Source organism: Mesorhizobium sp. RCC_202 (assembly GCF_041355295.1).
GTDB lineage: Bacteria > Pseudomonadota > Alphaproteobacteria > Rhizobiales > Rhizobiaceae > Mesorhizobium.
The window spans coordinates 25,392-48,191 of sequence record NZ_JBFUPO010000015.1; the positions used below are offsets into that span (position 1 = coordinate 25,392).

The 22,800-nt window shown below is 64.3% G+C and carries 21 protein-coding genes and 1 pseudogene; 12 read left to right on the forward strand and 10 right to left on the reverse strand.

Annotated elements, in window-relative coordinates:
• Positions 1-52: 52 nt before the first annotated feature.
• Positions 53-550, forward strand: a complete 498-nt coding sequence (gene purE / locus AB6802_RS26835) for a 5-(carboxyamino)imidazole ribonucleotide mutase (RefSeq protein ID WP_371013222.1) — start codon at positions 53-55, stop codon at positions 548-550.
• Positions 547-1,617: a 5-(carboxyamino)imidazole ribonucleotide synthase gene (locus AB6802_RS26840; protein ID WP_371013223.1), complete on the forward strand. Its 1,071-nt coding sequence runs from the start codon at positions 547-549 to the stop codon at positions 1,615-1,617. The genes purE and AB6802_RS26840 overlap by 4 nt, the downstream gene beginning before the upstream one ends.
• A gap of 15 nt (positions 1,618-1,632) precedes the next feature.
• Here AB6802_RS26840 and AB6802_RS26845 read toward each other — a convergent pair whose 3' ends face one another.
• The gene (locus AB6802_RS26845) at positions 1,633-2,049 is read right to left on the reverse strand and encodes a lysozyme inhibitor LprI family protein (RefSeq protein WP_371013224.1); all 417 of its coding nucleotides are present in this window, start codon (positions 2,047-2,049) and stop codon (positions 1,633-1,635) included.
• A 243-nt stretch (positions 2,050-2,292) separates the two neighbouring features.
• On the opposite strand from AB6802_RS26845, the gene ykgO reads away from it, so the two are divergent.
• The 4 genes and pseudogenes from ykgO (at position 2,293) to AB6802_RS26865 (ending at position 4,892) form a co-directional block, all read left to right on the forward strand.
• On the forward strand, positions 2,293-2,418 hold the full coding sequence (ykgO, locus tag AB6802_RS26850) for a type B 50S ribosomal protein L36 (RefSeq protein WP_006203764.1): 126 nt from the start codon (positions 2,293-2,295) through the stop codon (positions 2,416-2,418).
• Between the two features lie 164 nt (positions 2,419-2,582).
• Positions 2,583-3,203: a tetratricopeptide repeat protein gene (locus AB6802_RS26855; protein ID WP_371013225.1), complete on the forward strand. Its 621-nt coding sequence runs from the start codon at positions 2,583-2,585 to the stop codon at positions 3,201-3,203.
• Positions 3,204-3,359: 156 nt separating this feature from the next.
• A complete protein-coding gene (locus AB6802_RS26860) occupies positions 3,360-4,421 on the forward strand; it encodes an alpha/beta fold hydrolase (protein WP_371013226.1) in 1,062 nt (353 codons plus the stop codon).
• A 7-nt stretch (positions 4,422-4,428) separates the two neighbouring features.
• Positions 4,429-4,892, forward strand: a pseudogene (locus AB6802_RS26865) (hypothetical protein).
• 38 nt (positions 4,893-4,930) lie between these two features.
• Here the strand turns inward: AB6802_RS26865 and pyk are convergent.
• Together pyk and AB6802_RS26875 are read right to left on the reverse strand one after the other, a co-directional pair.
• Positions 4,931-6,358 carry a pyruvate kinase gene (gene pyk / locus AB6802_RS26870; protein ID WP_371013227.1) on the reverse strand — a complete coding sequence of 476 codons (1,428 nt, stop codon included), beginning with the start codon at positions 6,356-6,358 and terminating at the stop codon, positions 4,931-4,933.
• Complete coding sequence (locus tag AB6802_RS26875) at positions 6,355-6,909, reverse strand: DUF1036 domain-containing protein (RefSeq protein ID WP_371013228.1); 555 nt, start codon at positions 6,907-6,909, stop codon at positions 6,355-6,357. Before AB6802_RS26875 ends, pyk begins: the two co-directional genes overlap by 4 nt.
• A gap of 170 nt (positions 6,910-7,079) precedes the next feature.
• On the opposite strand from AB6802_RS26875, the gene AB6802_RS26880 reads away from it, so the two are divergent.
• From AB6802_RS26880 to AB6802_RS26890, 3 genes are all read left to right on the forward strand, one after another.
• Positions 7,080-7,877 carry an N-formylglutamate amidohydrolase gene (locus AB6802_RS26880; RefSeq protein ID WP_371013229.1) on the forward strand — a complete coding sequence of 266 codons (798 nt, stop codon included), beginning with the start codon at positions 7,080-7,082 and terminating at the stop codon, positions 7,875-7,877.
• Between the two features lie 29 nt (positions 7,878-7,906).
• The gene (locus AB6802_RS26885; RefSeq protein ID WP_371013230.1) at positions 7,907-8,215 is read left to right on the forward strand and encodes a DUF1244 domain-containing protein; all 309 of its coding nucleotides are present in this window, start codon (positions 7,907-7,909) and stop codon (positions 8,213-8,215) included.
• Positions 8,216-8,429: 214 nt separating this feature from the next.
• Positions 8,430-9,611, forward strand: a complete 1,182-nt coding sequence (locus tag AB6802_RS26890; RefSeq protein WP_371013231.1) for an MFS transporter — start codon at positions 8,430-8,432, stop codon at positions 9,609-9,611.
• On the opposite strand, the gene AB6802_RS26895 is transcribed toward AB6802_RS26890, so the two are convergent.
• Positions 9,569-10,483 (reverse strand): LysR family transcriptional regulator, encoded by a 915-nt coding sequence (locus AB6802_RS26895; protein ID WP_371013232.1) that lies wholly within the window; start codon positions 10,481-10,483, stop codon positions 9,569-9,571. The two genes, AB6802_RS26890 and AB6802_RS26895, sit on opposite strands and share 43 nt — an antisense overlap.
• A 115-nt stretch (positions 10,484-10,598) precedes the next feature.
• Between AB6802_RS26895 and AB6802_RS26900 the strand changes: the two genes are divergently transcribed.
• A complete protein-coding gene (locus tag AB6802_RS26900) occupies positions 10,599-10,808 on the forward strand; it encodes a DUF680 domain-containing protein (RefSeq protein WP_371013233.1) in 210 nt (69 codons plus the stop codon).
• A gap of 59 nt (positions 10,809-10,867) precedes the next feature.
• On the forward strand, positions 10,868-11,824 hold the full coding sequence (locus AB6802_RS26905; RefSeq protein WP_371013234.1) for an SDR family oxidoreductase: 957 nt from the start codon (positions 10,868-10,870) through the stop codon (positions 11,822-11,824).
• A 96-nt stretch (positions 11,825-11,920) separates the two neighbouring features.
• Here AB6802_RS26905 and AB6802_RS26910 read toward each other — a convergent pair whose 3' ends face one another.
• The 6 genes from AB6802_RS26910 to AB6802_RS26935 form a co-directional block, all read right to left on the reverse strand.
• Positions 11,921-15,091 (reverse strand): efflux RND transporter permease subunit, encoded by a 3,171-nt coding sequence (locus AB6802_RS26910; RefSeq protein WP_371013235.1) that lies wholly within the window; start codon positions 15,089-15,091, stop codon positions 11,921-11,923.
• A gap of 75 nt (positions 15,092-15,166) precedes the next feature.
• The gene (locus tag AB6802_RS26915; protein ID WP_371013236.1) at positions 15,167-16,363 is read right to left on the reverse strand and encodes an efflux RND transporter periplasmic adaptor subunit; all 1,197 of its coding nucleotides are present in this window, start codon (positions 16,361-16,363) and stop codon (positions 15,167-15,169) included.
• 359 nt (positions 16,364-16,722) lie between these two features.
• Positions 16,723-18,144, reverse strand: a complete 1,422-nt coding sequence (locus AB6802_RS26920; RefSeq protein ID WP_371013237.1) for a coniferyl aldehyde dehydrogenase — start codon at positions 18,142-18,144, stop codon at positions 16,723-16,725.
• A 96-nt stretch (positions 18,145-18,240) separates the two neighbouring features.
• The gene (locus tag AB6802_RS26925) at positions 18,241-18,666 is read right to left on the reverse strand and encodes a DUF6314 family protein (protein WP_371013238.1); all 426 of its coding nucleotides are present in this window, start codon (positions 18,664-18,666) and stop codon (positions 18,241-18,243) included.
• Positions 18,667-18,972: 306 nt separating this feature from the next.
• Positions 18,973-20,103 carry a patatin-like phospholipase family protein gene (locus AB6802_RS26930; RefSeq protein ID WP_371013312.1) on the reverse strand — a complete coding sequence of 377 codons (1,131 nt, stop codon included), beginning with the start codon at positions 20,101-20,103 and terminating at the stop codon, positions 18,973-18,975.
• Positions 20,104-20,307: 204 nt separating this feature from the next.
• Positions 20,308-21,396 carry a citrate synthase/methylcitrate synthase gene (locus tag AB6802_RS26935; protein ID WP_371013239.1) on the reverse strand — a complete coding sequence of 363 codons (1,089 nt, stop codon included), beginning with the start codon at positions 21,394-21,396 and terminating at the stop codon, positions 20,308-20,310.
• 89 nt (positions 21,397-21,485) lie between these two features.
• On the opposite strand from AB6802_RS26935, the gene AB6802_RS26940 reads away from it, so the two are divergent.
• Positions 21,486-22,634, forward strand: a complete 1,149-nt coding sequence (locus tag AB6802_RS26940) for a citrate/2-methylcitrate synthase (RefSeq protein WP_371013241.1) — start codon at positions 21,486-21,488, stop codon at positions 22,632-22,634.
• Positions 22,635-22,800: the final 166 nt, after the last annotated feature.

A 22,800-nucleotide genomic window follows, 5' to 3' on the forward strand; every position in this document is an offset into this window, starting at 1 on the left:
TGCGACAACAGGCGAATTCCGCTAAGGCGCGCCTTTGCCGGGGAGCGAACCCTTGACCGACCAGCGTGCCGACGTCGCTATCATCATGGGCAGCCAGTCCGACTGGGCGACGATGCGCCAGGCGGCGGAAACGCTTGAGGCGCTCGGCATCCCGCACAGAAGGCTGATCATCTCGGCCCACCGCACGCCCGACCGCCTCTATGAGTTCGCCAGGGGCGCCAAGGCTGCCGGCTACAAGGTGATCATCGCCGGCGCCGGCGGCGCGGCGCATCTGCCCGGCATGACGGCGGCGATGACGCTGCTGCCCGTCTTCGGCGTTCCGGTCGAATCCAAGGCTCTGTCCGGCCAGGATTCGCTGCTGTCCATCGTGCAGATGCCGGCCGGCATCCCGGTCGGCACCCTGGCCATCGGCAAGGCCGGCGCGGCCAATGCCGCGCTTCTCGCCGCCGCGGTGCTGGCGCTCAACGACGACAAGTTAGCGGCCCGGCTGGAAGCCTGGCGCGCCGCGCAGACCGCCAAGGTCGCGTTCGAACCGACGGACACGCCGTGAGCCTCGCCCCCGGATCGACGATCGGCATCATCGGCGGCGGCCAGCTCGGCCGCATGCTGGCGATGGCTGCCGCCAAGCTTGGCCACCGCACGATCGTCCTGGAACCGCAGCCCGACTGTCCGGCGAGCCAAGTCGCCAACCGGCAGATCGTCGCCGCCTATGACGATGCGGCAGCACTTGCGGAACTGGCCGCCGCCAGCGACGTCGTCACCTATGAATTCGAAAACGTTCCGGTTGCCGCTGCCCAGACGCTCGCCGCAAAAATTCCGGTCTATCCGCCGGCGCGTGCGCTGGAAGTGGCGCAGGACCGCGTTACGGAAAAGAGCTTCCTCAACGGCATCGGCATTCCGACCGCCGAGTTCCGCGCCGTCGACAATGACGAGCAACTGACGGCGGCGCTGAAGACATTTCATGGCAGCGGCGTTTTGAAGACCCGCCGCATGGGCTATGATGGCAAGGGCCAGCGCGTCTTCCGCAACATGGAGACCGGCGGCTTTGCCGGCACCTGCGAGGCGATGGGCAATGTGCCGCTGATTCTGGAATCGCTCGTCGCCTTCGATCGCGAGATTTCGGTTATTGCCGCGCGCGGGCTGGATGGCAAGGTCGCCGCCTATGATCCGGCCGAGAACGTGCATCGCGAAGGTATATTGCGCAGTTCCACGCTGCCGGCCGCGATCCGGCCCGAGACGGCCGCCGCCGCCAAGGACGCCGCCTCGAAAATCCTCATCGCCCTCGACTATGTCGGCGTCATCGGCGTCGAGTTCTTCGTTCTTGCCGATGGTTCGCTTCTGGCCAACGAACTGGCGCCGCGCGTGCACAATTCCGGCCATTGGACGGAGGCCGCTTGCGTCGTCTCGCAATTCGAGCAGCACATCCGCGCCGTCGCCGGCCTGCCGTTGGGCGCGCCAACGCGCCATTTTGACTGCGTGATGGAAAACCTGATCGGCGACGACATGCTGAAAGTGCCGGCGCTTTTAGCCGAACCCGATCTGATGCTGCATCTCTACGGCAAGGCCGAGTCGCGCCCCGGCCGCAAGATGGGCCATTTCACGCGAATTACCCCCTAAGCTAGGATTGCAGGATTACTGCATATCCTGATCTTCGTCCGAGTTGCCGCAGCTCGTATCGCCTTCCTTGCAATTGGCGCCGGAGGTGAGCTGCTTGGTGCGCGCAGTGGTCAGTCCGGTCAGGCACATCGACACTTCCATCGGATGGATAGAGCCGCCTTCGCTGTCGGCGGTCGAATAGGCGCATTCGGCGTCGCGGAAGGCGATCCAGGCGCGCTGTGCGGTCTGCAGGAGCTTGTTCGAGGCCTGATCGTTGCGTCTGACGAGTTCCTGGTAAGCGGCGTTGAGCTTGGCGTCGGCGGCCTGGTAATCGGCACCGGCGCAGATGTTCATCATCGACTGGCTGTCGTCGTTGCGGTCGCACTCCTGGGCGACCGCACCCGAGGCGGTAGCGAAAAGGGCAAGGCTGGCGAGCAGAAAGAGGCGGCGCATCGGGATCTCCACTCGCTTGGGGGTTGAACACCATCCCAGCCGCCCTTGAGTCGCGCAATGCCGCGCCGCCGTAAAGGCGAATATTTGATAAGTCCCGGCCATCTGTGGCATTCAGGCATGCGCATGTGGTTGACACGGGCAAGACTCCTCGTTTATGAGCCACGCAAGTTCAAAGGCGCGCTTTTTTCGGGCGCGCCTTTAAAAATTCGGCCCGGCAAGGGCCCTGACCGAACAGGCAAGACCATGAAGATCAAGAATTCGCTCAAGGCGCTCAAGGCGCGTCACCGCGACAACCAGCTGGTTCGCCGCAAGGGACGCATCTACATCATCAACAAGACCGCTCCGCGCTACAAGGCGCGCCAGGGCTGAGCTTTGCGCGCGGCTTGGTGCATGTCTTCCAAAAGCGCCTAAGCGGCTTTTGGGGAACGACATGCACGAAGAAACCACGCCGCGCTGATGTCGATCGCCGGTTCGCCGACCCTCTCACGCTAAAATCACTTTGCCGATCCGCCGTCCGGGATTAGATTCCGGCGATGCGGATTCTTTTTGCATTTTTCACCGTATTATTGCTTTCCGGCACAGCTTTGCCCGCAGGCGCGGAAGTGGTGCAAGGCGATCTGCCCCCGGATGCCGCGCCTCCCGCCGCGACACCGCCGCCGGCAGCTCCGACCAAGCAGGGTCGCCTCGACCAGCTCTTCACCGAATTGAAGCGCGAGCGCAACGAGAAGGCGGCCGAGCGCATTGCCGGCCGCATCTGGAACGAATGGAACCAGTCGGGCAGCGCCTCGATCGACTTGATGATGCAATGGGCGCAAAAGGCGACCCAGGACCAGAAATTCGACGTCGCGCTCGATTTCCTCGACCAGGTCGTGACCTTGCAGCCGGATTATGCCGAGGGCTGGAACCGCCGCGCCACCGTGCATTTCATGATGAAGAACTACGGGAAGTCGATGGCCGACATCGACCGCACCCTGCAACTCGAGCCGCGCCATTTCGGCGCGCTTTCGGGCCTGGCGCAGATCATGACCGAGACCGGCCACAAGCAGTCCGCGCTCGAAGCCTGGCAGAAGGTGCTGGCGATCTATCCGATGATGCGCAGCGCCCAAGACCAGGTGTCCGCGATTTCGGAAGAGCTGGCTGGGGAAGGAATTTAGGCAGTAGGAATTGGGCAGTAGGGAATAGGGGAAGGATAGCCTACTGCCTACTGCCTACTGCCTACTGCCTACTGCCTACTGCCTACTGCCTACTGCCTACTGCCTACTGCCTACTGCCTACCAAACTAATCCCCCGCCACCCCCGTATCTCCCCGCATGAACCTCATCTGCGCCGCGCTCCTCTTCCTTGTCGCCCTTGTCTTCGCCCTTGCCGGCGTTACCCGCACCGGTGTCTGGCTGATCGAGCGCCGCAATCCGCCTGTCGGTGAATTCGTCGACATCAATGGCGCGCGCATCCACTATGTCCATGTCCCCGCACCTGCCGGCGCCAAGCTGCCGCCGATCGTCTTCATCCATGGCGCCAGCGCCAATCTGAAAGACCAGATGCTGCCGCTCAGGCCTTTGCTTGAAGGCCGCGCCGAGATGCTGTTCCTCGACCGCCCGGGCTTTGGCTGGTCGGGCCGCGGCGACAATGACACGCTTGCCGCGCAAGCCGATACGATTGCCGCCTTGATGGATCGCCTTGGCATCGCCAAAGCCATCATTGTCAGCCATTCCTTCGGCGGCGCGGTCACCACGGCTTTGGCCCGCCAGCACCCCGAGAAAACGCTCGGCCTCGTCTTCCTGTCGCCCGCCAGCCACCCCTGGCCGGGCGGCGCGACCGCCTGGTACTACAAACTGACGGCCATTCCGGTGATCGGCCAATTGTTTGCGCAGACGCTGGCCTATCCGGCGGGCATGGCGCAGATCGGCGATGCGACGGCCTGCGTCTTCTCCCCGAACAAAATGCCCGATGGCTATATCGACAATGCCTCGATCCCGCTGGTGTTGCGTCCACGCGCATTCCGGGCCAACGCCATCGATGTCGCGCAGCTCTATGCCTATGCGCAGTCCGCCTCGCCTGACTACCATGATATCAAGGCGCCGACCGTGATCATTTCAGGTGACCGCGACAAGATCGTCTACGCCACCATCCACTCCGTCGGCCTTGAGCGCGACATTGCTGGCGCCGAGCTCGTCTGGGTTCGCAATCTCGGCCACAAGTCCGACTGGATTGCATCGGACCTCGTCGTCGGCGCCATCGAAAAAATCGCCGGCGCGCCGGTCGACCTCCAGGCCATGGCAAAAACCGTGGAAGCACGGATCGCCGGCGACGCCTACAACGACGACAAATGCCCCGACATCCGGGTTCCCGACGCGGAACTCGCGCCTACCTGAGTATCGCATGTATGTCTTGAAGCACGGCATCAAGAAAAACCCGGAGAAGCGATGGGCATTGCCGGACCGCATATTCTTCGGTCACGGCGCTTGCGCCATTCTTGCGGGCGTCTTTCTCGAGCATCCCCCTCTGGGGGGATTTTACGGCGAGCAGATCATTCCGGGTGAGGGCTTTCCGGAAACCATATCTATGTGACGGACGGCGTGATTGCCTTCGACTATCACGGCTATTCCGCGCGTGAGCGGCTGTTGGAATACCACGCCAAGGGCTGGGCTTCACGCAGCGCCGGGTGGCACTGCACGATCGCCAGGGCCGATTTCGATCTGCTCGATACTGCCGAGCTCAACCGGCGAAAGATACTGGGCCCGGATCAGTACCTACACGACCCCGTTCCGCGCGCGGCCCGGTTCCTTCAACGCATAGACCACGCCGAAGCCGCAGCCAGAGCCTCCAGAATTGCGACGCGTTGAAAACCGCTTAGAGGCATGCGTTCAAGGCCAGCTAACGACTAATGCGCGTCCGACCCGACATAGGCGATGCGCAGCATGTTGGTCGAACCGGGCGTTCGCAGCGGCACGCCGGCCGTGATGATGACGCGGTCGCCAACCTTGCCGAAACCTTCCTCCAGGGCGATGCGGCAGGCCCTGTCGACCATGTCGTCGAGGTCGGTCGCATCCGGCGAGACGACGCAATGCGTGCCCCACAAAAGCGACAGCCGGCGCGCCGTGTTGAGGATCGGCGACAACGCGATAATCGGCACTTGCGGGCGTTCGCGCGCGGCGCGCAGACCGGTGGTGCCGGATGCCGTGTAGGTGATGATCGCCGACAGCTTCAGCGTCTCGGCGATTTCGCGGGCGGCCAGCGAGATGGCATCGGCGCCGGTCGCTTCCGGCTCGGAGCGCTGGGCGTTGATGATGCCGGCATAGGTCGGATCTGTTTCGACCTTGGCGGCGATGCGGTTCATCATGGCAACCGCTTCGACCGGATAGGCGCCGGCGGCGGATTCGGCCGAAAGCATGATCGCGTCCGCGCCTTCGAAGACGGCGATGGAAACGTCCGAAACCTCGGCGCGGGTCGGCACCGGTGCGGTGATCATCGATTCCAGCATCTGCGTGGCGACCACCACCGGCTTGCCGGCGCGGCGCGCCGCGCGCGTGATCTGCTTCTGGATGCCGGGCACGGCTTCCAGCGGCATTTCCACACCGAGGTCGCCGCGCGCCACCATCAGCGCGTCGGACAATTCGATGATCTCGGCCAGCCGGGCGACGGCCTGCGGCTTCTCGATCTTGGCCATGATGAGCGCCCGGCCGCGCGCGATCTTGCGCGCTTCGGCCAGATCCTCTGGGCGCTGCACGAAGGACAGCGCCACCCAGTCGACGCCGGCGGCCAGCACCGCGTCGAGATCGGCGCGATCCTTCTCGGTCAACGCGCCGACCGGGAGGTCGGTGTCGGGCAGGCTGACGCCCTTCTTGTCGGAAATGCCGCTGCCGGCGACGACGGTGCAAGTGATCGACTTGCCATCTGCCTTCACCGCCTTGAGCTCGAGCTTGCCGTCGTCGATCAAAAGTCGGTGACCGGCCTCGACGGAGCTCAGGATTTCCGGGTGCGGCAGGTAGACACGCTTCGACGTGCCGGGCTCCGGATTGTCGTCGAGTGTGAAGGTCTGGCCGGCGGTCAGCGCTTCCTTGACGTTGGCGAATTTGCCGACCCTGAGCTTCGGCCCCTGCAGATCGGCGAGGATCCCGATCGGGCGGCCCACGGCTTCCTCGACGGCGCGGATGCGGCCGACCAGCGTGCGCATCAGCTCGTGGTCGGTATGGCTCATATTGATGCGGAAGACATCGGCGCCGGCTTCGAAAAGCTTTTTCAGCATCTCCTCGGAAGAGGATGCCGGACCGATGGTGGCGAGGATTTTGACCTTGCGGCTGCGTCTCATTGACTGTTTGTTCCCGGGGCGGGGGCGTTCGGCGCGCCTCCCGTTGCGGGCTCGTCGGTCAGCTGGACCATCCAGCTTGCCTGCTCGCCCGTGTCATATTCCTGAAATCCGGCGCGCTGAAAGCCCCGGGCGACGCAATCATTCACGCCGGCGATCTTGAACTCTTTTTCGGCCACGCACATGTTGATCGGGCCATCCCAGCGCCCGCCACGCTCGGCGTCTTCTGCATAAAGATAGTAAAACCTTGATGACAGCGGGCCCTCGATCAACGTCTTGCAGGTCGATCCTTCGATGTGCCACCAGCCCTCGGTGATCCAGCCGGCCTTGGCGCGATAGCCGATGCCGACGCCCACCAGATTTTGCGTCGCGTTGCAAACGCGGAAGTCGGCCCGGGCCGGCGAGGTCATGGCCATTGCGCATAATCCCGCGGCGACGAACAGGAACGGCAGCGTGAGGCGCTTGCGCAGCCTGCCGGCTAAACCCATTCCGAAATCCCTCGCGAACCACATTTGCATCTCTCGAAGCCTCTTTTCAGCAAACTCCGGTCGCATGTCAACGCGCCGTTTTGTTCAGTTCCAATCGATTTAGAAGAGCCCGAGGCGCAAAATCCTGTCCTGTCCTGGATTTTTTGCAGAAACCTTGGCCAAACAACGGCATTGCGCCAGCGCCCTCTTCGTGGAATGACGATAGCACACCCAAGTGACCAGCCCCTTTTCAGCCGATGACCCGATCCACAGTTTTCGCGCCCTTCGACATTGTCGAGGGCGATCGCAAGAAAGGCATCGTGCTTCTGGCGGATCATGCCCGGCGCGATCTTCCCGAGGAATACGCCAGCCTCGGTTTGCCGCCATCTGAATTCGACCGTCACATCGCCTATGACATCGGCGTCGAGACGGTGACGCGCGAGCTGGCGGCGGCGCTCGACGCGCCGGCCGTGCTTGCCGGCTTCTCGCGGCTTCTGATCGATCCGAACCGTGGCGAGGACGACCCGACGCTGATCCGCCAGCTCTATGACGGCACCATCGTGCCGGCAAACTATCCGATGTCGGCGCAAGAGCGCGAGCGGCGGCTCGACCGCTTCTATCGCCCCTATCACGATGCCGTCGGCGCTATGATCGCCTCGGTCGCTCACGCTTCGGGCAGGGCGCCCTTCATCTTCTCGGTGCATTCCTTCACGCCGGTGATGCAGGGTTTGGTGCGCCCCTGGCATGTCGGCGTGCTGTGGGATCTCGACGAACGCGTCGCGCGCCCGCTGATCGACCTGTTGGCGCAGGACAACAACCTCGTCGTCGGCGACAACGAGCCTTATGACGGCGCGCTGCGCGGCGATACCATGTTCCGGCACGCCATCGTCAACGGCTACGCCCATGCGCTGATCGAGATTCGCCAGGACCTGATCGCCGACCGAGCCGGCGCGCTCGCCTGGGCCGAACGGCTTGCGCCGATCGTTGACGCCATCGACCGTCGTGCCGATATACATGCGGTGAAGATGTTCGGCTCGCGCACTGGGCCGGTTTGAGAAGGCCATCAGGCCGGGAGTTTCGCGAGATGACCCAACTCAGCGATGAACAGAAGCGTGATTTCGAAGCGGCCGCCTTCCGCCGTCTGGTCGAGCACCTGCGCGGACGCGGGGATGTCCAGAACATCGACCTGATGAACCTCGCCGGCTTCTGCCGCAACTGCCTGTCCAACTGGTATCGCGAGGCCGCCGAGGCCGAAGGCGTGGCGCTGTCGAAGGATGCCTCGCGCGAGATTGTCTACGGCATGCCCTATGCCGAATGGCAGGCGCTTAACCAGACAGAAGCGTCGGAGGCCAAGAAGGCCGAGTTCGAGGCAAGGCGGCCGAAGGATCACTGAGCGGTCTACATGCTTCGCCCCCGCGGCTTCGTCATTCTAGGGCGGAGCAAGGAGCGAAGCGACGCGCGCAGACCCTAGAATGACGAAGTCGCGAGCTGATCGGCGCCGACCGCCGGTTTCCCTTGGTCCAAGCACTTCCCTAGCGCGGTTCTTGACTGCAAATTGAATCGATCTAATTTCTCGCGAAAAGCCATTTGCATAGCGGATTCGAGCCATGAACGTGCCAACAGCCATGCAGGCAGCCATCCGCGGCCGCTGGGCCGTCGCCGGTATTTTCCTTGCCAACGGATTTCTGACCGGCAGCTGGGCGCCGCAGATTCCGGTGTTCCTCACCCGGCTCGACATCACCAAATTCACGCTCGGATTGCTGATCCTTCTGTTCGGCGTCGGCGCGGTCATCTCCATGACCTGGTGCGGCCATCTGATTTCCAGGCACGGCTCGCGCACGGTGACGCGGTTGTTCGGCATCTGCGGCAGCTTCGGCCTGTTGGTGGTGGCGCTGGCGCCCAACGTTCCCCTGGCGGCAATTGCCATGCTCATCTTCGGCGGCTCGATCGGCGGCATGGATGTCGCCATGAACTCGAATGCCGTAGTGGTTGAAAGAAGGCTTTCCCGGGCGATCATGTCGTCGTCGCACGGCTTCTGGAGCCTTGGCGGCTTCGCCGGCGGCGCGCTCGGCGGCTACTCGATCCAGACCTACGGCTACCTCGCCCATGCTGTCGCGGTGACGGCGGTCGCCTTTGTCGTCATCGCCTTCGCCATTGGCTACCTCATTGCGGAGGACAAACCGCAGGCGGTCGAGCATCGGAAATTCACGCTGCCGCGCCACACGATCGTCTATCTGGTCGGCCTGATGGCGCTGCTCACCATGATCTCGGAGGGCGCGGTGCTCGACTGGGCGGCGCTCTATCTGCACCAGGAACTTGGCGCCGACCTCGCCGTGGCAGGCCTCGCCTATGCGGCCTTCTCGGGCGTCATGGCGCTGATGCGTTTCCTCGGCGACGGCGTGCGCAACCGCTTCGGCGCGGTGGCGACATTGCGCGGCTCGGCGCTGGTCGCCGCAGCTGGCATGCTGATGGCCGGCCTGTCGCCCTCGCCCTATTTTGCCATCGCCGCCTTCGCGCTTTGCGGCTTCGGCATCGCCAACATGGTGCCGATCCTGTTTTCGGCCGGCGGCAACCAGGAAGGCATGTCGTCGGGCACCGGCATGAGCGTCGTCACCACCATGGGCTATTCCGGCATCCTGGTGGCGCCGTCGGCAATCGGCTTCGTCGCCGAGCATTCGAGCTTCGGCCCGATCTTCATCGCGCTCTCCGGCCTTCTGGTTATCGTGCTGCTGATGGCCGGGCTCGCTCACCGCGCTGAATTCGCGCCCGACCCTGTTCCTGCCGAATAGCGCTTCAATTCCTCATGGAGAAAATCCGCCACGCGGCGGATGCGCATGCTGGTGCGCACATCGCGATGCATGGCGAGCCACACGGGCAGGCTAGGCAGCGGCAGGCCGGGCAGCACCTTCTCCACCAGTGGATCGCGATCGGCCAGCGGCTCCTGGCCAAGACCAATGCCATTCCCCGCCCGCACCGCCTCCCACAGGACGATCTGGTTGTCGGCCCTGAAGCGGAAACTGCTCCTGGTGACCGGGAGGCCGAATTGCGCAAAGCCTCGGATCATCTCGTCGCTGCGATCAAAGCCGATTAAGGGATGATCGACGAGATCGGCCGGTCCGAGCGGGCGGCCGCGCCGGTCGAGATAGGCAATGGCGGCGCAGGCGCAGAGCGGGATATCGCAGACCTTGCGCGCCACCAGTTCGTTCTGCGCCGGTTTGACCATGCGGATGGCGATGTCGGCGTCTCGGCGCAGCAGGTTCTCGACCTGGTTCGAAGCGACGATCTCGACCTCGATCCCGGGCTCCTCGACGCCGAGCCGCGCCATCATGTCGGGCAGCACATAGGCAGCGACCACCTCGCTGGCTGCAATGCGCACCGTGCCTTCGATCGCCTCGACCGAACCCAGCGCCAGCCTTGAAAAGGCACTCGCCTGTTCGCTGACGGCCTTGCCGCGTTCGAACAGCGTTGCCCCGGCTTCCGTCAGCGCGTAGCCGTTCCGACCGCGGCGGAACAGGATGACGCCGAGCGCCTGCTCCAGCTCCCCGATGTGACGGCCAAGTGTCGGCTGGCTGGCGGACAACTTTCGCGCCGCCGCCGACAGACTGCCGGTTTCCGCGACCGTGACGAAGCTCTTGATCAGATTCCAGTCGATCTCACTCATTCAATAATGAATATCAAAACTACACCCATGGTCAATTTCAATTCATCGATAGAGGGCCGATATTCCCCCTGCAAACACCGCTACGGACTGCAAACCCCAACCAGGAGAACTTCAAATGACCAGGATCACCCTCACCGCCGCCGCCCTCCTCATTGCCGCCGGCACTGCCTTTGCCGGCAGTGACAAGTACGACCCGAACGGTGCCAGCCAGCCGGCTGTCATCGGCACCGACAACACGGTCACCACGTCGATCGGCAAGTCGGATGGGACCGATCGGAAGCCGGTCGTCCAGGGCAGCAACCGCGACCTCTTCGGCAATCACTGAGCCAAGAGAAATCCCGAGGCGACGGGCTGATCCCGTCGCCTCGAACAAGGAGAGAACAAATGAGCAAGATCGCAATTCTGGGCGCCAATGGCCGGCTGGGCCGCGTGGTTGGCAAGGCCTTCATCGACGCCGGCTTCGATGTCCGCGCCGTCACCCGCACCGGCAAGGTGCCGGCCGAACTCAAGGGCGCAACGGCCGTCGCCGGCGACGCGCTCGATCGCCAGTCGCTGATTGCTGCGACGGAAGGCGTCGACATCGTCTTCAACGGTTTGAACCCGATCTACACCGACTGGGGCAAGTGCATGCCGATGGCCGAGAACGTCATGGCCGCCTGCCACGCCAACAACGCGCTGCATCTGTTCCCCGGCACCGTCTACAATTACGGCTCGCCGATGCCGCAGGTGATCACCGAGGCGACGCCGTTCCATCCGACCACCGAGAAAGGCCGCATCCGCTGCGCCATGGAAGCGCTGTTCCGCAGCGAGGCCGACGCCGGCCGCGTGCGCACCATTGTCCTGCGCGCCGGCGATTTCTTCGGCGGCACCGGCTCAGGCTCCTGGTTCGATCTCATCGTCGCCGCCAAGATGGCCAAGGGCGTCTACACCGCGCCCGGCCCGGCCGACCTCGTGCACGAATGGGCCTATCTGCCGGACTTCGCCGTCGCTTTCGTCGGCCTCGCCCGCAACCTCGACAAATTAGGCGCCTATGAGGCCATCAATTTCCCCGGCCACGCGATCACCGACCTCGACATCAAGGCCGCGGCCGAAAAGGCGCTGGGCCGCAAGCTCAAGCTCACCTACATGCCCTGGTGGGTGCTGCGCGCCGGCAGCCCGTTCGTCGCCATGTGGCGCGAGATCGTCTCGATGTCCTATCTGCGGTTCGAAGCGCACCGGCTGGTCTCGACGCGGCTGGAAGAAGTGATCGGCGAAATCCCGCACACCCCGCTTGACGAGGCGGCGAAGGAAGCGCTGCGGGATGTCGGCATCGCCGCGTCGCCGGTCCAGCAAGCCGCCTGATCGCAAAAGTTGAAAACCGAGCGCGACTGGACTTGACTGGATAACGCAAAAGGCCGCCCGGATTTGCCGGGCGGCCTCTGCAATTGGGTTTCAGATTTATTCCGCGGCCTTCGGGAAGGCGACCGCCGGGTCGGCATTGGCCTCCTCGGCCGCTTCGGCGGTGGTGGCCTTGCCGCGCCGGAACAGGCGGCTGAACCAGTTGCGCCTGGCGCCGGGCTTTACCTTGGCGCGGGTGAACACCATCAGCATCGACGGCGTCACCACCAGCGTCAGCAAGGTGGCGAAGGACAGGCCGAAGACGATGGCCGAGGACAGCGAAATCCACCATTGCGTCGACGGCGCGTTGATCGTCGTCTCATGATGGAAGATTTCCAGACCAAGGCCGAAAGCGATGGGCAGCACGCCGAGGATCGCCGACACCGCCGTCAGCACCACCGGGCGGGCGCGTTCGCGACAGGTCTGCAACACGGCATCCAGCTTGTCCCAACCCTCTTCGCGCAGCCGGTCATAAGTGTCGATGAGCACGATGTTGTTGTTGACCACCACGCCGGCGAGCGCGATGACGCCGATGCCCGACATGACGATGCCGAACGTCTCGCCGGTGATCAGCAACCCGAGGAACACGCCGACCGTGGCCATGACCACGCAGGACAGCACCAGCCAGACGCTGGTGAACTTGTTGAACTGCGCAAGCAGCACCAGAAAGATGAGGAAGAGCGCCGCGCCGAAAGCCTTGCCGAGGAAGGCGCTGGCTTCCGCGCTGTCCTCGTTGGAGCCGGCGAGCTTCCAGCGTATGCCGCTGCCGAGATCCATGTCGGTGACCGCCTTGGTCACCTCCGCCTGCACCGCCGCGACCTGCGCGCCGGCGCTGACATTGGCCTGCACCACCACGGTGCGCGCGCTGTCGATGCGGTTGAGCACGCCCACGGTCGGCTCGGGCTTTCTGACGACGAAGTTCGAGATCGGCACCGAGCCTTGCGAGGTCTGCACGCGAAGCTCGTCCAGCGTCGACAGCGTGCGCCGGTCTTCGGGCAGGCGCAGCCTTATGTCGACGGCGTCGTCGGCGCCGGCCGGTCGGTATTCCGACAGCTTGAGGCCGTTGGTGACCAGCTGCACCACCGTGCCGACAGAGGTCGGGCTGATGCCGTATTGCGCCGCCTTGGCGCGATCGACCTCGATCGCCCAGTCGACGCCGGGCGGCGGCAGGCCGTCCGAAACGTCGATGACATTGGGGATCTTGGCGATCCGCGCCGCGACCGCGCGCGCCTTGCCGTCGAGCCCTGCCGGATCGACCGCCGACAGCCTGATCTGGATCGGCTTGCCGGTTGGCGGGCCGGCTTCCGGCACACGCACCTCGACATCGACGCCGGGAATGCCGGCCATCACGCCGCGCAGATCGTCGAGGATATTGTTGGCGGACTTGCGTTCGCGCCAGTCGACGAACTCGTACTGGATGACGCCGACCACGTCCTCGGGAACATCCTGGCCGCCGCCTTGCGTCTTGCCGACGCGCGTATAGACCGACTTCACGCCAGGCCAGCCAAGCAGCCGGTTTTCGGCGACCTTGGTGGCGGCGTCCATTTCGGCGAGCGAAAGATTGCCGCGGGCATGGACATAGAGCAGGCCGTAATCCGGCTCGACGCTGGGGAAGAACTCGACACCGGCGCCGTATTTCGAATAGGCGAAGCCGACACCGAACAGCAGCGCGACCGTCAGCAGAATGACGGTGATCGGGAAGCGGACCGCCTGCTTGACCACGGCCATGTACCAGCCGTCGCGGTGATCCTCTTCGTGATGCTGCGGCGCCTTGGCGAAGATCGCGCCGAGCGTCGGCGCGAACACCAGCGCATAGAGCATCGAGGCCGACAGCGTCACGATAAGCGTGATCGGCATGTATTTCATGAAGTCGCCGATGATGCCGGGCCAGAACAACAGCGGCGAGAACGCGGCGATGCGCGTCATCGTCGCCGCGATGACCGGGCCGGCCATGCGCTTGGCGGCCAGCGCAAAGGCATCCGCTTTCGGCATGCCCTCGCTCATGCGCCGCTCGGCGAATTCGGTGACGATGATGGCGTCGTCGACCAGCATGCCGACCGCCAGGATCAGGCTGAACAGCACGATCATGTTGATCGTGTAGCCCATCATGGCAAGCAGCAGGATGCCCATCAGGAACGATGACGGAATCGCAAGGCCGATGAGCAGCGAAGCGCGTCCCGACAGCGCGTAGAGGATGACGACGAACACCAGGATGACGGCGATCATCACGTGGTTCTGCAGGTCGCCGAGCAGCTGGTTGACGAAGACCGACTTGTCCTGCGTGTAGGTGACGTGCATGCCTTCCGGCATCGTCTTGATGAAGCCGTCCGACACCTCCCTGACCTTCGCCAGCGTATCGATCAGATTGGCGCCGATGCGCTTCTTAACTTCGATGGCGATGGCCGGCTTGCCGTCGAGGCGGGTGACCGTCTCGGCGTCCTTGAAGGTCGAGCGTATGGTGGCGATGTCCTTGGCCTGGACCACGGCGTTGGGCGTTGCAACCACCGGCAGATTGGCGACATCCTCGGGCGTTTCGATCAGCGACGGCACCTTGACGGCGTATTTGCCTTCCGAGCCTTCGAGGTTGCCGGCCGCCACCAGGCTGTTGGACGAGGCGACGCCCTGGATAACCTGGTCGAGCTGCAGGCCGTAGGAGGACAGCTTGACCGGATCGATGACGACTTCGACGAGATCGTCGCGCGCGCCCTGCAGCGAGCCTTCGAGCACGCCCGGCACTTCCTCGATGCGGTCGCGCAGTTCACGCGCCGCGGCGGTCAGCATGCGCTCGGGCACATCGCCGGAAAGCGTGACGACGAGGACCGGGAATTCCGAAATGTTGACTTCGGTGACCACCGGCTCTTCGGCCGCCTGGGGCAGGTCGGCCTTGGCGTCCTGCACCTTGCTGCGCGTATCCTGCAGCGCCGTCGCCAGATGAGTCTGTGGCTGGAACTCGACCAGTACATAGCCGCCGCCCTGGAAGGCGGCCGAACGCATCTCTTTCAGCCCCTTGAGGCTCTTGAGCTTGCTCTCCATCGGCCTCAGCAGCAGGCGCTCGGAATCCTCCGGCGAGATGCCCTGATAGATCAGGCTGACATACATCATCGGGATCGGAACGTCAGGCTCCGCTTCCTTGGGCGTCGACTGATAGGCGACCCAACCTGCGACGAGGAGGAAGACCAGCGCCGATATGGTGAGACGGGCGTTGTTGATGGCGAGTCTGACGATATCCATGACTTCGGCCTGTTGTTCTTCGGAGGCTGCGGACAGGCTGTCGCCAGGCAAAAGCCGGCGACGGCCTGATCGTGCTTACTGCGTACCGGCGGTGGCTTCGCCGATCAGCTTGTTGATGGTCGCCTGGTCGGCCTCGACCGGCTTCACCGGATCGCCTTCCTTCACCATCTCCTGGCCGGCGACGATGATGCGCGCATCATCGGGAATGCCGCCCAGCACCAAGCCATGCGCGGTGTCGTCGACCAGGTCGATCGGGAAGAAGGCCACCTTGTTGTCCTTGCCGACGGTGCGGATGCCGAGGTCGCCCTTGTCGCCGAGCGTCACCACCGACCGCGGCAACAGAACCGCATTGGTCGGCTCGGCGCTGAGCGTGATCTCGGCCGTCATGCCGGCGGGGATCAAACCGTCGCCATTGGGGATGGCCACTTCGACGCGGAAGGTGCGGGTCTGCGCCGAGGCATCGCGGCTGATGTAGCGCACGGTGCCGGTGACCTTCTGGTCATTGACCAGGCGCACGTCGGCCTCGTCGCCGATCCTGATGTAGCGCAGGTCGCGCTCGCTGATCTCGCCTCGCGCGACAATCGGATCGAGCTTGAGGATCGTCGCCACCTCGCCGCCCTGCATCACCGAGCTGCCCAGCTCCACCGGGACGCGGTCGATGACGCCGTCGAACGGCGCCTTGACCTCGTTGCGGTCGAGTTCGGCCTGCGCGGTGTCCAGTTGGGATTGCGCCAAAGTCAGGTTGGAGCGGGCCGTGTCGAGCTGCAGCTTGGGGAGATTGCCGGTCTTCATCAGCCGCAGCGACGCTTCCAGCTCGGCCTGGCGCTGCGCGACAAGCTGCTTGGCGTTGTCGCGCATCGAGATCTTTTCCTCGGCGGCAAGCATCAGCACCAGATCGCCGGTCTTGACGTGATCGCCCTGTTTGACCGGCAGCTTTTCGATGACGCCGTTGACGCGGGTCGCCAAAACGGCGCGCTTGTCGGCCTCGGTGAGGCCCGAGATGCGGATCGCCCGCGCATAGGTCTTGCGCGGCGGCGTCACCACCGCGACAGTGCGCGGCGCTGCCTTCGGCTCGGCCTCGGCCGTCTTTGGCTTGCCGGCGTCAGCGGCCTTGTCGGCAGTGGCCGACTTGTCGGTGGGGATCGACTTGTCGGTAGTGACCGACTTGTCGGCTGCGCTGCCGACCGACGAGAACTCGCCCGTTCCCATCCAGGCTGCGAAGCCGATGAGCACGACAATGGCTGCAAGCTTGTGAAACCTGAATTTCGGCATCGTCATTTTCCGTTGCTGGCCTGGCGAGGTCGGCGCCCGACTCCCGGCACGCGGCCGATATGGGTGCGCGCAGGGCCGTGTTCAATTTGCCGTGATCGGCGAAGCGCGCCTTCTAGCTGAAAGTTGTGGCGCAATATAGCCGGAAAAGTTACGGGACCATTGCGTCTCGGAACGGATCGTTTCGGTAATTTTCCGCTTTTCGGGCGCTTTGCTACAGTGTTTTGGCAGCGTCGCGAGGTATTTTGCCTGCTTCCCCCGGGTTACTGGCAACAGGCGTCAGGATGATGTGGAACTTTTTCTAAAATCCTGTGCCGCCTTGTCCGACCACGCATTCGCCCTGCCCACTTCCGTAGAAATCGTCAAGTAATGAGGTTCAGCAGCCGGAAGATCCGCTCGAATGTCCTGCCATAGGGCGGACGCAGCAGGGCGCCGGCACTCAGCTTCGACTGGATGAAAATCGGCTTTTCCTTGCTGAAGGTCCGGAACCCCCATTCGCCGTGATAGGAACCGATGCCGCTCTCGCCGACGCCGCCGAAGGGCTGCCGCTCCTGCACCAGATGCAGCATGCAGTCATTGACCGTGACGCCGCCGGCCACCGTCTCGTGCATCACCCTTTGGCGGTTGGCGCTGTCGGTGCCGAACCAGTACAGCGCCAGCGGACGCTCGCCCCGGTTCACGTGTTCGATCGCGTCATTGACCGTGCCGTATTCGATGATCGGCAGCACCGGCCCAAAGATCTCCTCGCGCATCAACCGCAGAGTGTCGGCGGCGTTGCGGACCAGCGCCGGCGCCATCTTGCGGTCGGTGACGCCGAGCTTCTCATTGGCGGGATTGACCTCGATGATCTCGGCGCCGCTGTCGCGCGCCTCGGCGACCATGTCGCTTAGACGCCGATGGTGCCGCTCGCTGACGATGGCCGTGTAGTCGGCATTGTCGCCCAGGCGCGGATAGAGCTTGGCCATGGCGGTGGCGAACTTTGCCGCGATCGCCGCGCCCTGGCCTTGCGGAACCATGAGATAGTCCGGCGCGATGCAGGTCTGGCCGGCATTGAGCAGCTTGCCATAGGCGATGCTGGCAACGGCCGCGTCGAGATCGCAGGACGGGTCGAAGATCGCCGGCGACTTGCCGCCAAGCTCGAGCGTCACCGGCGTCAGATTGGCGGCCGCTGCGAGCGCCACTTGGCGGCCGACGTTGGTCGACCCGGTGAACAGGAGATGGTCGAAGGCGAGCGACACGAACGCTTTGCCGACATCGGCATCACCCACCACCACGCTCATCTCATCCGGCGAAAAATGCTCCTCGACCAGGCGTGCCAGAAGGTCGGAGAATTTCGGCGTCAGCTCGGACGGCTTGATCAGCACGCGGTTGCCGGCGGCCAAGGCTGCGGTTGCGGGTGCGATGGCGAGCTGGAACGGGTAGTTCCAGGGCGACACGATGCCGACCACGCCCAGCGGCTGCGGCAGCAAGCGGTTGCGACCCGGCATGAACGGCAGGCTGGTGGCTACACGGCGTTCGCGCATCCAGCTCCGCAGATGCGAAATCGCATGCCTGATGCCGGCGCGCACGACGAACAATTCGGCAAGCCGCGTTTCCTGGGCAGCGCGGGCGGAAAAGTCGCTGTCGATCGCCGCGCAGATTTCCGCCTCATGGCTTTCGGTCAGCGCCAGCAGGCGCTGCAGCCGGTCCTTGCGCACCTCGATGGCGGGAAACGGCTCCTTCTCGAAGGCCCTGCACTGCGCTTCAAATTTGACACCGAGAGTGTTCTGTCTGGTTTGCAGCATCGCCACCTCCAGTTTACGTTCAGGTAAATTACATCGCCCGGAGAATCGAATCCAGCGTCGCCCCAGGTTCCGTTACGGAATGCTGCCAAACAGCGATCAAGCGCGCTGTATTAGACGATGGAACCGGCTGATGCTCGCATAGTTCTTGCGCGGGCCTTTCACACGCCATGCCTCGATCCATTCGTCGAAGCCGCGAAAGATGAGGCGCCCGATATAGCTGTCGTCGCCGCATTGATGGTGCATGATTTGCGACGGCCGCTCGTCGAGCCGGATGAACACTTCATCGCCGCGAAAGACGAGCACTGAGCCGTCCTGCCTCTCCAGCCTGTAGGCCCGGCTTGCCGGCATCGCCCGATCGCCGAGCCGCATTTCGCCCTCTTCCGAAAAGCCGCTCTCGGTCAGCAAAGCCTCGCCGGCGAACACGCAACTCGCCGAGCCGATAAAGCCGCGCACCACGCGGTGCACCTGCCAGCGCCCAATCAAGGCGTTCGCAAGCACTGGCGTTACGGTATGCGACAACATCGGTGGTTCATTCCGGACAGACGATCTTGGCGATGGTCTATACGCGGCTATTCGGATCGCCGGAAGACTTCGCCGATCGTCTTGATCGGTCCTGCGTCTTTCACACGATATCGACCTCGATATCTTCGATATCCGCGGCGACATCGGAGCAAAGATGTCGGCGTCGAGTTTGCCAAGGCAAAAGGCGGGGAACCGAGGCTCCTGCCGCGAAGCCTGCCGTGCAGGCAAGAGCCGAACCTGAGAATGTCCGACGCTGGATGCAATGACCGGAGCGGAATGCGGTACCGCATCCCGCTCCGGCTCGATTCAGGCCCGCCGACGCGCCGCCTCCGGCTTTGTCCGTGCGGCCAGGAATTCCTTCACCCGCCGTCCGGGTGCCGGGCCGCGCACCGGCTTGAAGCCGTCGTCGAGCTCGCCAGACAGATCGAGCGTCGCCCGGTTGCCGACGGCATCGTAGTTTTCTTCCAGCCAGTCGCTGGCGGCACTTCGGCCAAGGTCGCGCAGATTGGCAAGAAAAGCCCATTCGGCGTTGACCTTGGAAGAGGCCGACAGATCCTTGAACGCCTCGTCGGCATCGATGCGGTGCATGCGGATGTCGCGACATTCGTGGTGCGGCAAGCGGCCGGCGGCGATCAGCTCCTTGACGAAGGCAATGGCCCGAAATTCGCGCAGCAGCCCGGCATTGAAGGTGATCTCATCGATGCGGTTCTGGATTTCGTTGGCGCTTTTCGGCGTGCCTTCGCGCACCACCGGGTTGATCTGCACCAGGAGCACGTCGTCGGCCGCCGTCGTCTTGAAGAACGGATAGAGCGCCGGGTTGCCGCCGTAACCGCCATCCCAATAGGGCACGCCCTTGATCTCGACGGCGCGGAACAATTGCGGCAGGCAGGCGGACGCCATCACCGTGTCGAGGTCGATCTCGCCGTCGGAAAAGACGCGCAGCTGCCCGGTCTCGACATTGGTCGCCGAGATGAACAGCTCCATCGACTTGCAGGCGTGCACGTTGCCGAAGTCGATCTCCTGCTCGACCACGTCGCGCAACGGATTAAGCCCGAGCGGATTGGCGACATAGGGCGAGAACACCCGCGACATGGTGTCGAAAAACACATAGCCGGGCGTGTTCTCGACCGACCAATTGCCCCAGGCGACATCCCACGGCATGCGCTGCACCGGGCTGAAACGGCCCTTGGTGGCGACGGCGCGCCAGAAATCGTCGAGCTTCTTGCGCGCGCCCTCGACGCCGCCGCGCACGAATCCATCGGCCAGCGCCACCGCGTTCATGGCGCCGGCGCTGGTGCCCGACACCGCCGCGATCTCAAGCCGCCCGTCCTCGAGCAGACGGTCGAGCACACCCCAGGAAAAGGCGCCATGCGAGCCGCCGCCCTGGAGCGCGATGTTGATCTTCTTCTTGTCCTCCGCCTTGCCGTTCTTCGTCATGGCGTTCCTGTCGTGTTGATGCATCGGCCTGCCCCAGCGTCACTGGACGTAAGCGCCTATCGGCGACCTATGTTGCAGTGCAGCATATAAGGACGGACCAAGGCAACAACACGAACACACAAGCGTGATCACATGAAATTTCGTCCATGAAAAAACCCCTCCGTTCGTCCGAACGGAGGGCTCCATAACGCTGGCTCTGCAATATCAGGCCACCAAATCCGGTACCGGTCCGACATAGTGCGATTGCGGCCGGATCAGGCGCCCTGTCGCCTGCTGTTCGCGCGCATGGGCGATCCAGCCTGCAACGCGGCCGGCGGCGAAGACGTTGGAGAACGCCTCTTTCGGGAAGCCGGCGGCCTCGAGCAGGAGCGCCGTGTAGAACTCGACATTGGTCTGGATCGAGCGATGCGGCTTGGCGATGCGAAGCACCTCAAGCGCCACCTGTTCCACCCTCTCGGCGAAGGCCAGCCGGCTGCCGGTCTCGTTGCGGGCGCTGAGACCTCGCACCACCGCCTTCAACACATCGGCCCGCGGATCGCGCACGCGGTAGATGCGATGGCCAAAGCCCATGATGCGCCGGCCCTGCGCGATCTCGTTGCGCAGCCATGCCGTGGCGTCGCCGCTCGCCTCGATGGCGTCGAGCATTTCGATCACCGGTCCGGGCGCACCGCCATGCAGCGGCCCCTTGAGCGCACCGAGCCCGGCCAGCACCGACGATGTCAGGCCGGCCAGTGTCGAGGCGACGACGCGGGTGGCGAAGGTCGAGGCATTGAGGCCATGATCGCAGACGGTCACCAGATAGGCGTCGAGCCCCTTTGCCAATGCCGGCGACGGGACCGAGCCGTTGAGCATCCGCAGCATATCGCCGGCATGATCGGCCTTGTCGTCGGGAGCGATCGGCTCTTCGCCGCGGCCAAGGCGCAGCAGAGCCGGCGTCAGCACGGCCGGCGCGGCGACCAGCCGCAATGCATCGGCCAGCGTCTCGCCGTCCGGCAGCATGGCCATGCCGGCGCGCATACCGCTATAGATGTCGAGCGGCGCGACCTGGCCAAGCATCGGCCGTAGACGTTCGAACGCATCGACGCGCGCTCTGCCGATGGCCCTCTCCAGCTCCGCATCCCCGGGAAGGTCGTCGAAAAAGCCATCGAACAGCAGCCGAACCACTTGGCTGAAGCGCCAGCGACCGGCGAGTTCCATCAGCGAATGGCCTCGGATGGTGAGATGCCCACCCGCGCCGTCGACATCGGAAAGCACCGTGTCGGCTGCAACCACATCATCGAGCCCGTTCGCCATGATTGTCTCCTTGACCTTTTGCGCATTGCAATTAAGGCTGTACAATCAATGCATCAATCTTGATCAAGATAATCAATGTAAGGCGGCAGATGACGGAATGGCTGACAAGGGAGGAAGCGCTGGCGCGGCTCAACGTCCGACCACAGACGCTTTACGCCTATGTCAGCCGTGGCCGCATCGGCATGCAGCCTGACCAGGCCGACCCACGCCGCAGCCAGTATCGCGCCGACGACATCGCGGCCCTTGCCACGCGTCGGGCGCGCGGACGCAGCCCCCAGGCGATCGCCGAAAGTGCCATCGCTTGGGGCGAGCCGGCCATAACCACGCCCATCTCGACGGTACTGCATGGCCGCCTTGTCTATCGCGGCCAGGATGCCGTGGCGCTTTCAGCGACGGCAACGCTCGAGGAAACCGCCGGCCTGTTATGGGCCACGGAGACCGCAGTCTCTTTCGCCTCGCTGACGACTGCGCCCGTTCGCAAGGCCGGCACGCCGACCGCCTTTGCCCACCTGTCGGCGCTCGCGGCGGAAGGCTGGCCCTCGCTCGGCCGCCAGCCTGCCATGCTGCAGCAGGATGGTGCCTCGGCCACCAGCGCGCTGGCCACGGCGCTCGGCGCTGTGCCCGGCCCGGAGCCTGTGCATGAAAGGTTGGCGCGCGGCTGGTCCGTCGATGCCGTGGGTGCCGAAATGATCCGCAAGGCGCTGGTGCTCTTGGCCGACCACGAGCTCAATGCCTCGACCTTCGCCGCGCGCGTCGCCGCCTCCACCGGCGCGCCGGTCGCGGCCTGTCTGCTCGCCGGCCTCGCCACGCTTACCGGCCCACGTCACGGCGGCGCCGGTGCGGCGGCGATCGCGCTGGTCGAGGACGCCGGGCGGCTGGGGCCAGACGAGGCGATCGCGCGCTGGCTCGCCCACGACCGGCCGCTGCCCGGCTTCGGCCATCCGCTCTATCCCGAAGGCGATCCGCGCGCCGATGGCCTGTTCTCCGATTTCAAGATCGATGACGGCCTACTGCGACTGCGCAATGCGGTGCTTGCCGCAACCGGGCTGCATCCGAACATCGACTTCGCGCTCGCCGCGCTGACGCTTGGCCTCAGGCTCCCCGCCGACGCGCCATTCCGCCTGTTCGCGCTTGGCCGAAGCGTCGGCTGGACGGCGCATGCCATCGAGCAGGTGACCAGCAACCGGCTGATCCGGCCGCGGGCACGATACGATGGGCCGGTTGGGCAGGATCGGTGAGCGAAGGATGAAGCGCAGTAGGTTGTGTTGAGATTCAGGTCAGGCCGCGTCGCAGTCGAAGACGGGCGCGAAGCGACCAAACTGGGTGGGTTCCGAGAACCGGAGCGGAGCGTACTTAAAGTACGTGAGCACCGGAAGCGCAGGAAGCCGCCATTTGCAGACCGGC

Bases quoted from the DNA above. Each gene is read 5' to 3' on its own strand.
- ykgO (WP_006203764.1), top strand. From the start codon at position 2,293: ATGAAGATCAAGAATTCGCTCAAGGCGCTCAAGGCGCGTCACCGCGAC.
- AB6802_RS26890 (WP_371013231.1), top strand. From the start codon at position 8,430: ATGAACGTGCCAACAGCCATGCAGGCAGCCATCCGCGGCCGCTGGGCC.
- AB6802_RS26920 (WP_371013237.1), bottom strand. From the start codon at position 18,144: ATGCTGCAAACCAGACAGAACACTCTCGGTGTCAAATTTGAAGCGCAG.
- AB6802_RS26875 (WP_371013228.1), bottom strand. From the start codon at position 6,909: ATGCGACCGGAGTTTGCTGAAAAGAGGCTTCGAGAGATGCAAATGTGG.
- AB6802_RS26845 (WP_371013224.1), bottom strand. From the start codon at position 2,049: ATGCGCCGCCTCTTTCTGCTCGCCAGCCTTGCCCTTTTCGCTACCGCC.
- AB6802_RS26910 (WP_371013235.1), bottom strand. From the start codon at position 15,091: ATGGATATCGTCAGACTCGCCATCAACAACGCCCGTCTCACCATATCG.
- pyk (WP_371013227.1), bottom strand. From the start codon at position 6,358: ATGAGACGCAGCCGCAAGGTCAAAATCCTCGCCACCATCGGTCCGGCA.
- AB6802_RS26940 (WP_371013241.1), top strand. From the start codon at position 21,486: ATGACGGAATGGCTGACAAGGGAGGAAGCGCTGGCGCGGCTCAACGTC.
- AB6802_RS26895 (WP_371013232.1), bottom strand. From the start codon at position 10,483: ATGAGTGAGATCGACTGGAATCTGATCAAGAGCTTCGTCACGGTCGCG.
- AB6802_RS26885 (WP_371013230.1), top strand. From the start codon at position 7,907: ATGACCCAACTCAGCGATGAACAGAAGCGTGATTTCGAAGCGGCCGCC.
- AB6802_RS26905 (WP_371013234.1), top strand. From the start codon at position 10,868: ATGAGCAAGATCGCAATTCTGGGCGCCAATGGCCGGCTGGGCCGCGTG.
- AB6802_RS26935 (WP_371013239.1), bottom strand. From the start codon at position 21,396: ATGGCGAACGGGCTCGATGATGTGGTTGCAGCCGACACGGTGCTTTCC.
- AB6802_RS26900 (WP_371013233.1), top strand. From the start codon at position 10,599: ATGACCAGGATCACCCTCACCGCCGCCGCCCTCCTCATTGCCGCCGGC.
- AB6802_RS26915 (WP_371013236.1), bottom strand. From the start codon at position 16,363: ATGCCGAAATTCAGGTTTCACAAGCTTGCAGCCATTGTCGTGCTCATC.
- AB6802_RS26855 (WP_371013225.1), top strand. From the start codon at position 2,583: ATGCGGATTCTTTTTGCATTTTTCACCGTATTATTGCTTTCCGGCACA.
- AB6802_RS26930 (WP_371013312.1), bottom strand. From the start codon at position 20,103: ATGACGAAGAACGGCAAGGCGGAGGACAAGAAGAAGATCAACATCGCG.
- AB6802_RS26860 (WP_371013226.1), top strand. From the start codon at position 3,360: ATGAACCTCATCTGCGCCGCGCTCCTCTTCCTTGTCGCCCTTGTCTTC.
- AB6802_RS26925 (WP_371013238.1), bottom strand. From the start codon at position 18,666: ATGTTGTCGCATACCGTAACGCCAGTGCTTGCGAACGCCTTGATTGGG.
- AB6802_RS26880 (WP_371013229.1), top strand. From the start codon at position 7,080: ATGACCCGATCCACAGTTTTCGCGCCCTTCGACATTGTCGAGGGCGAT.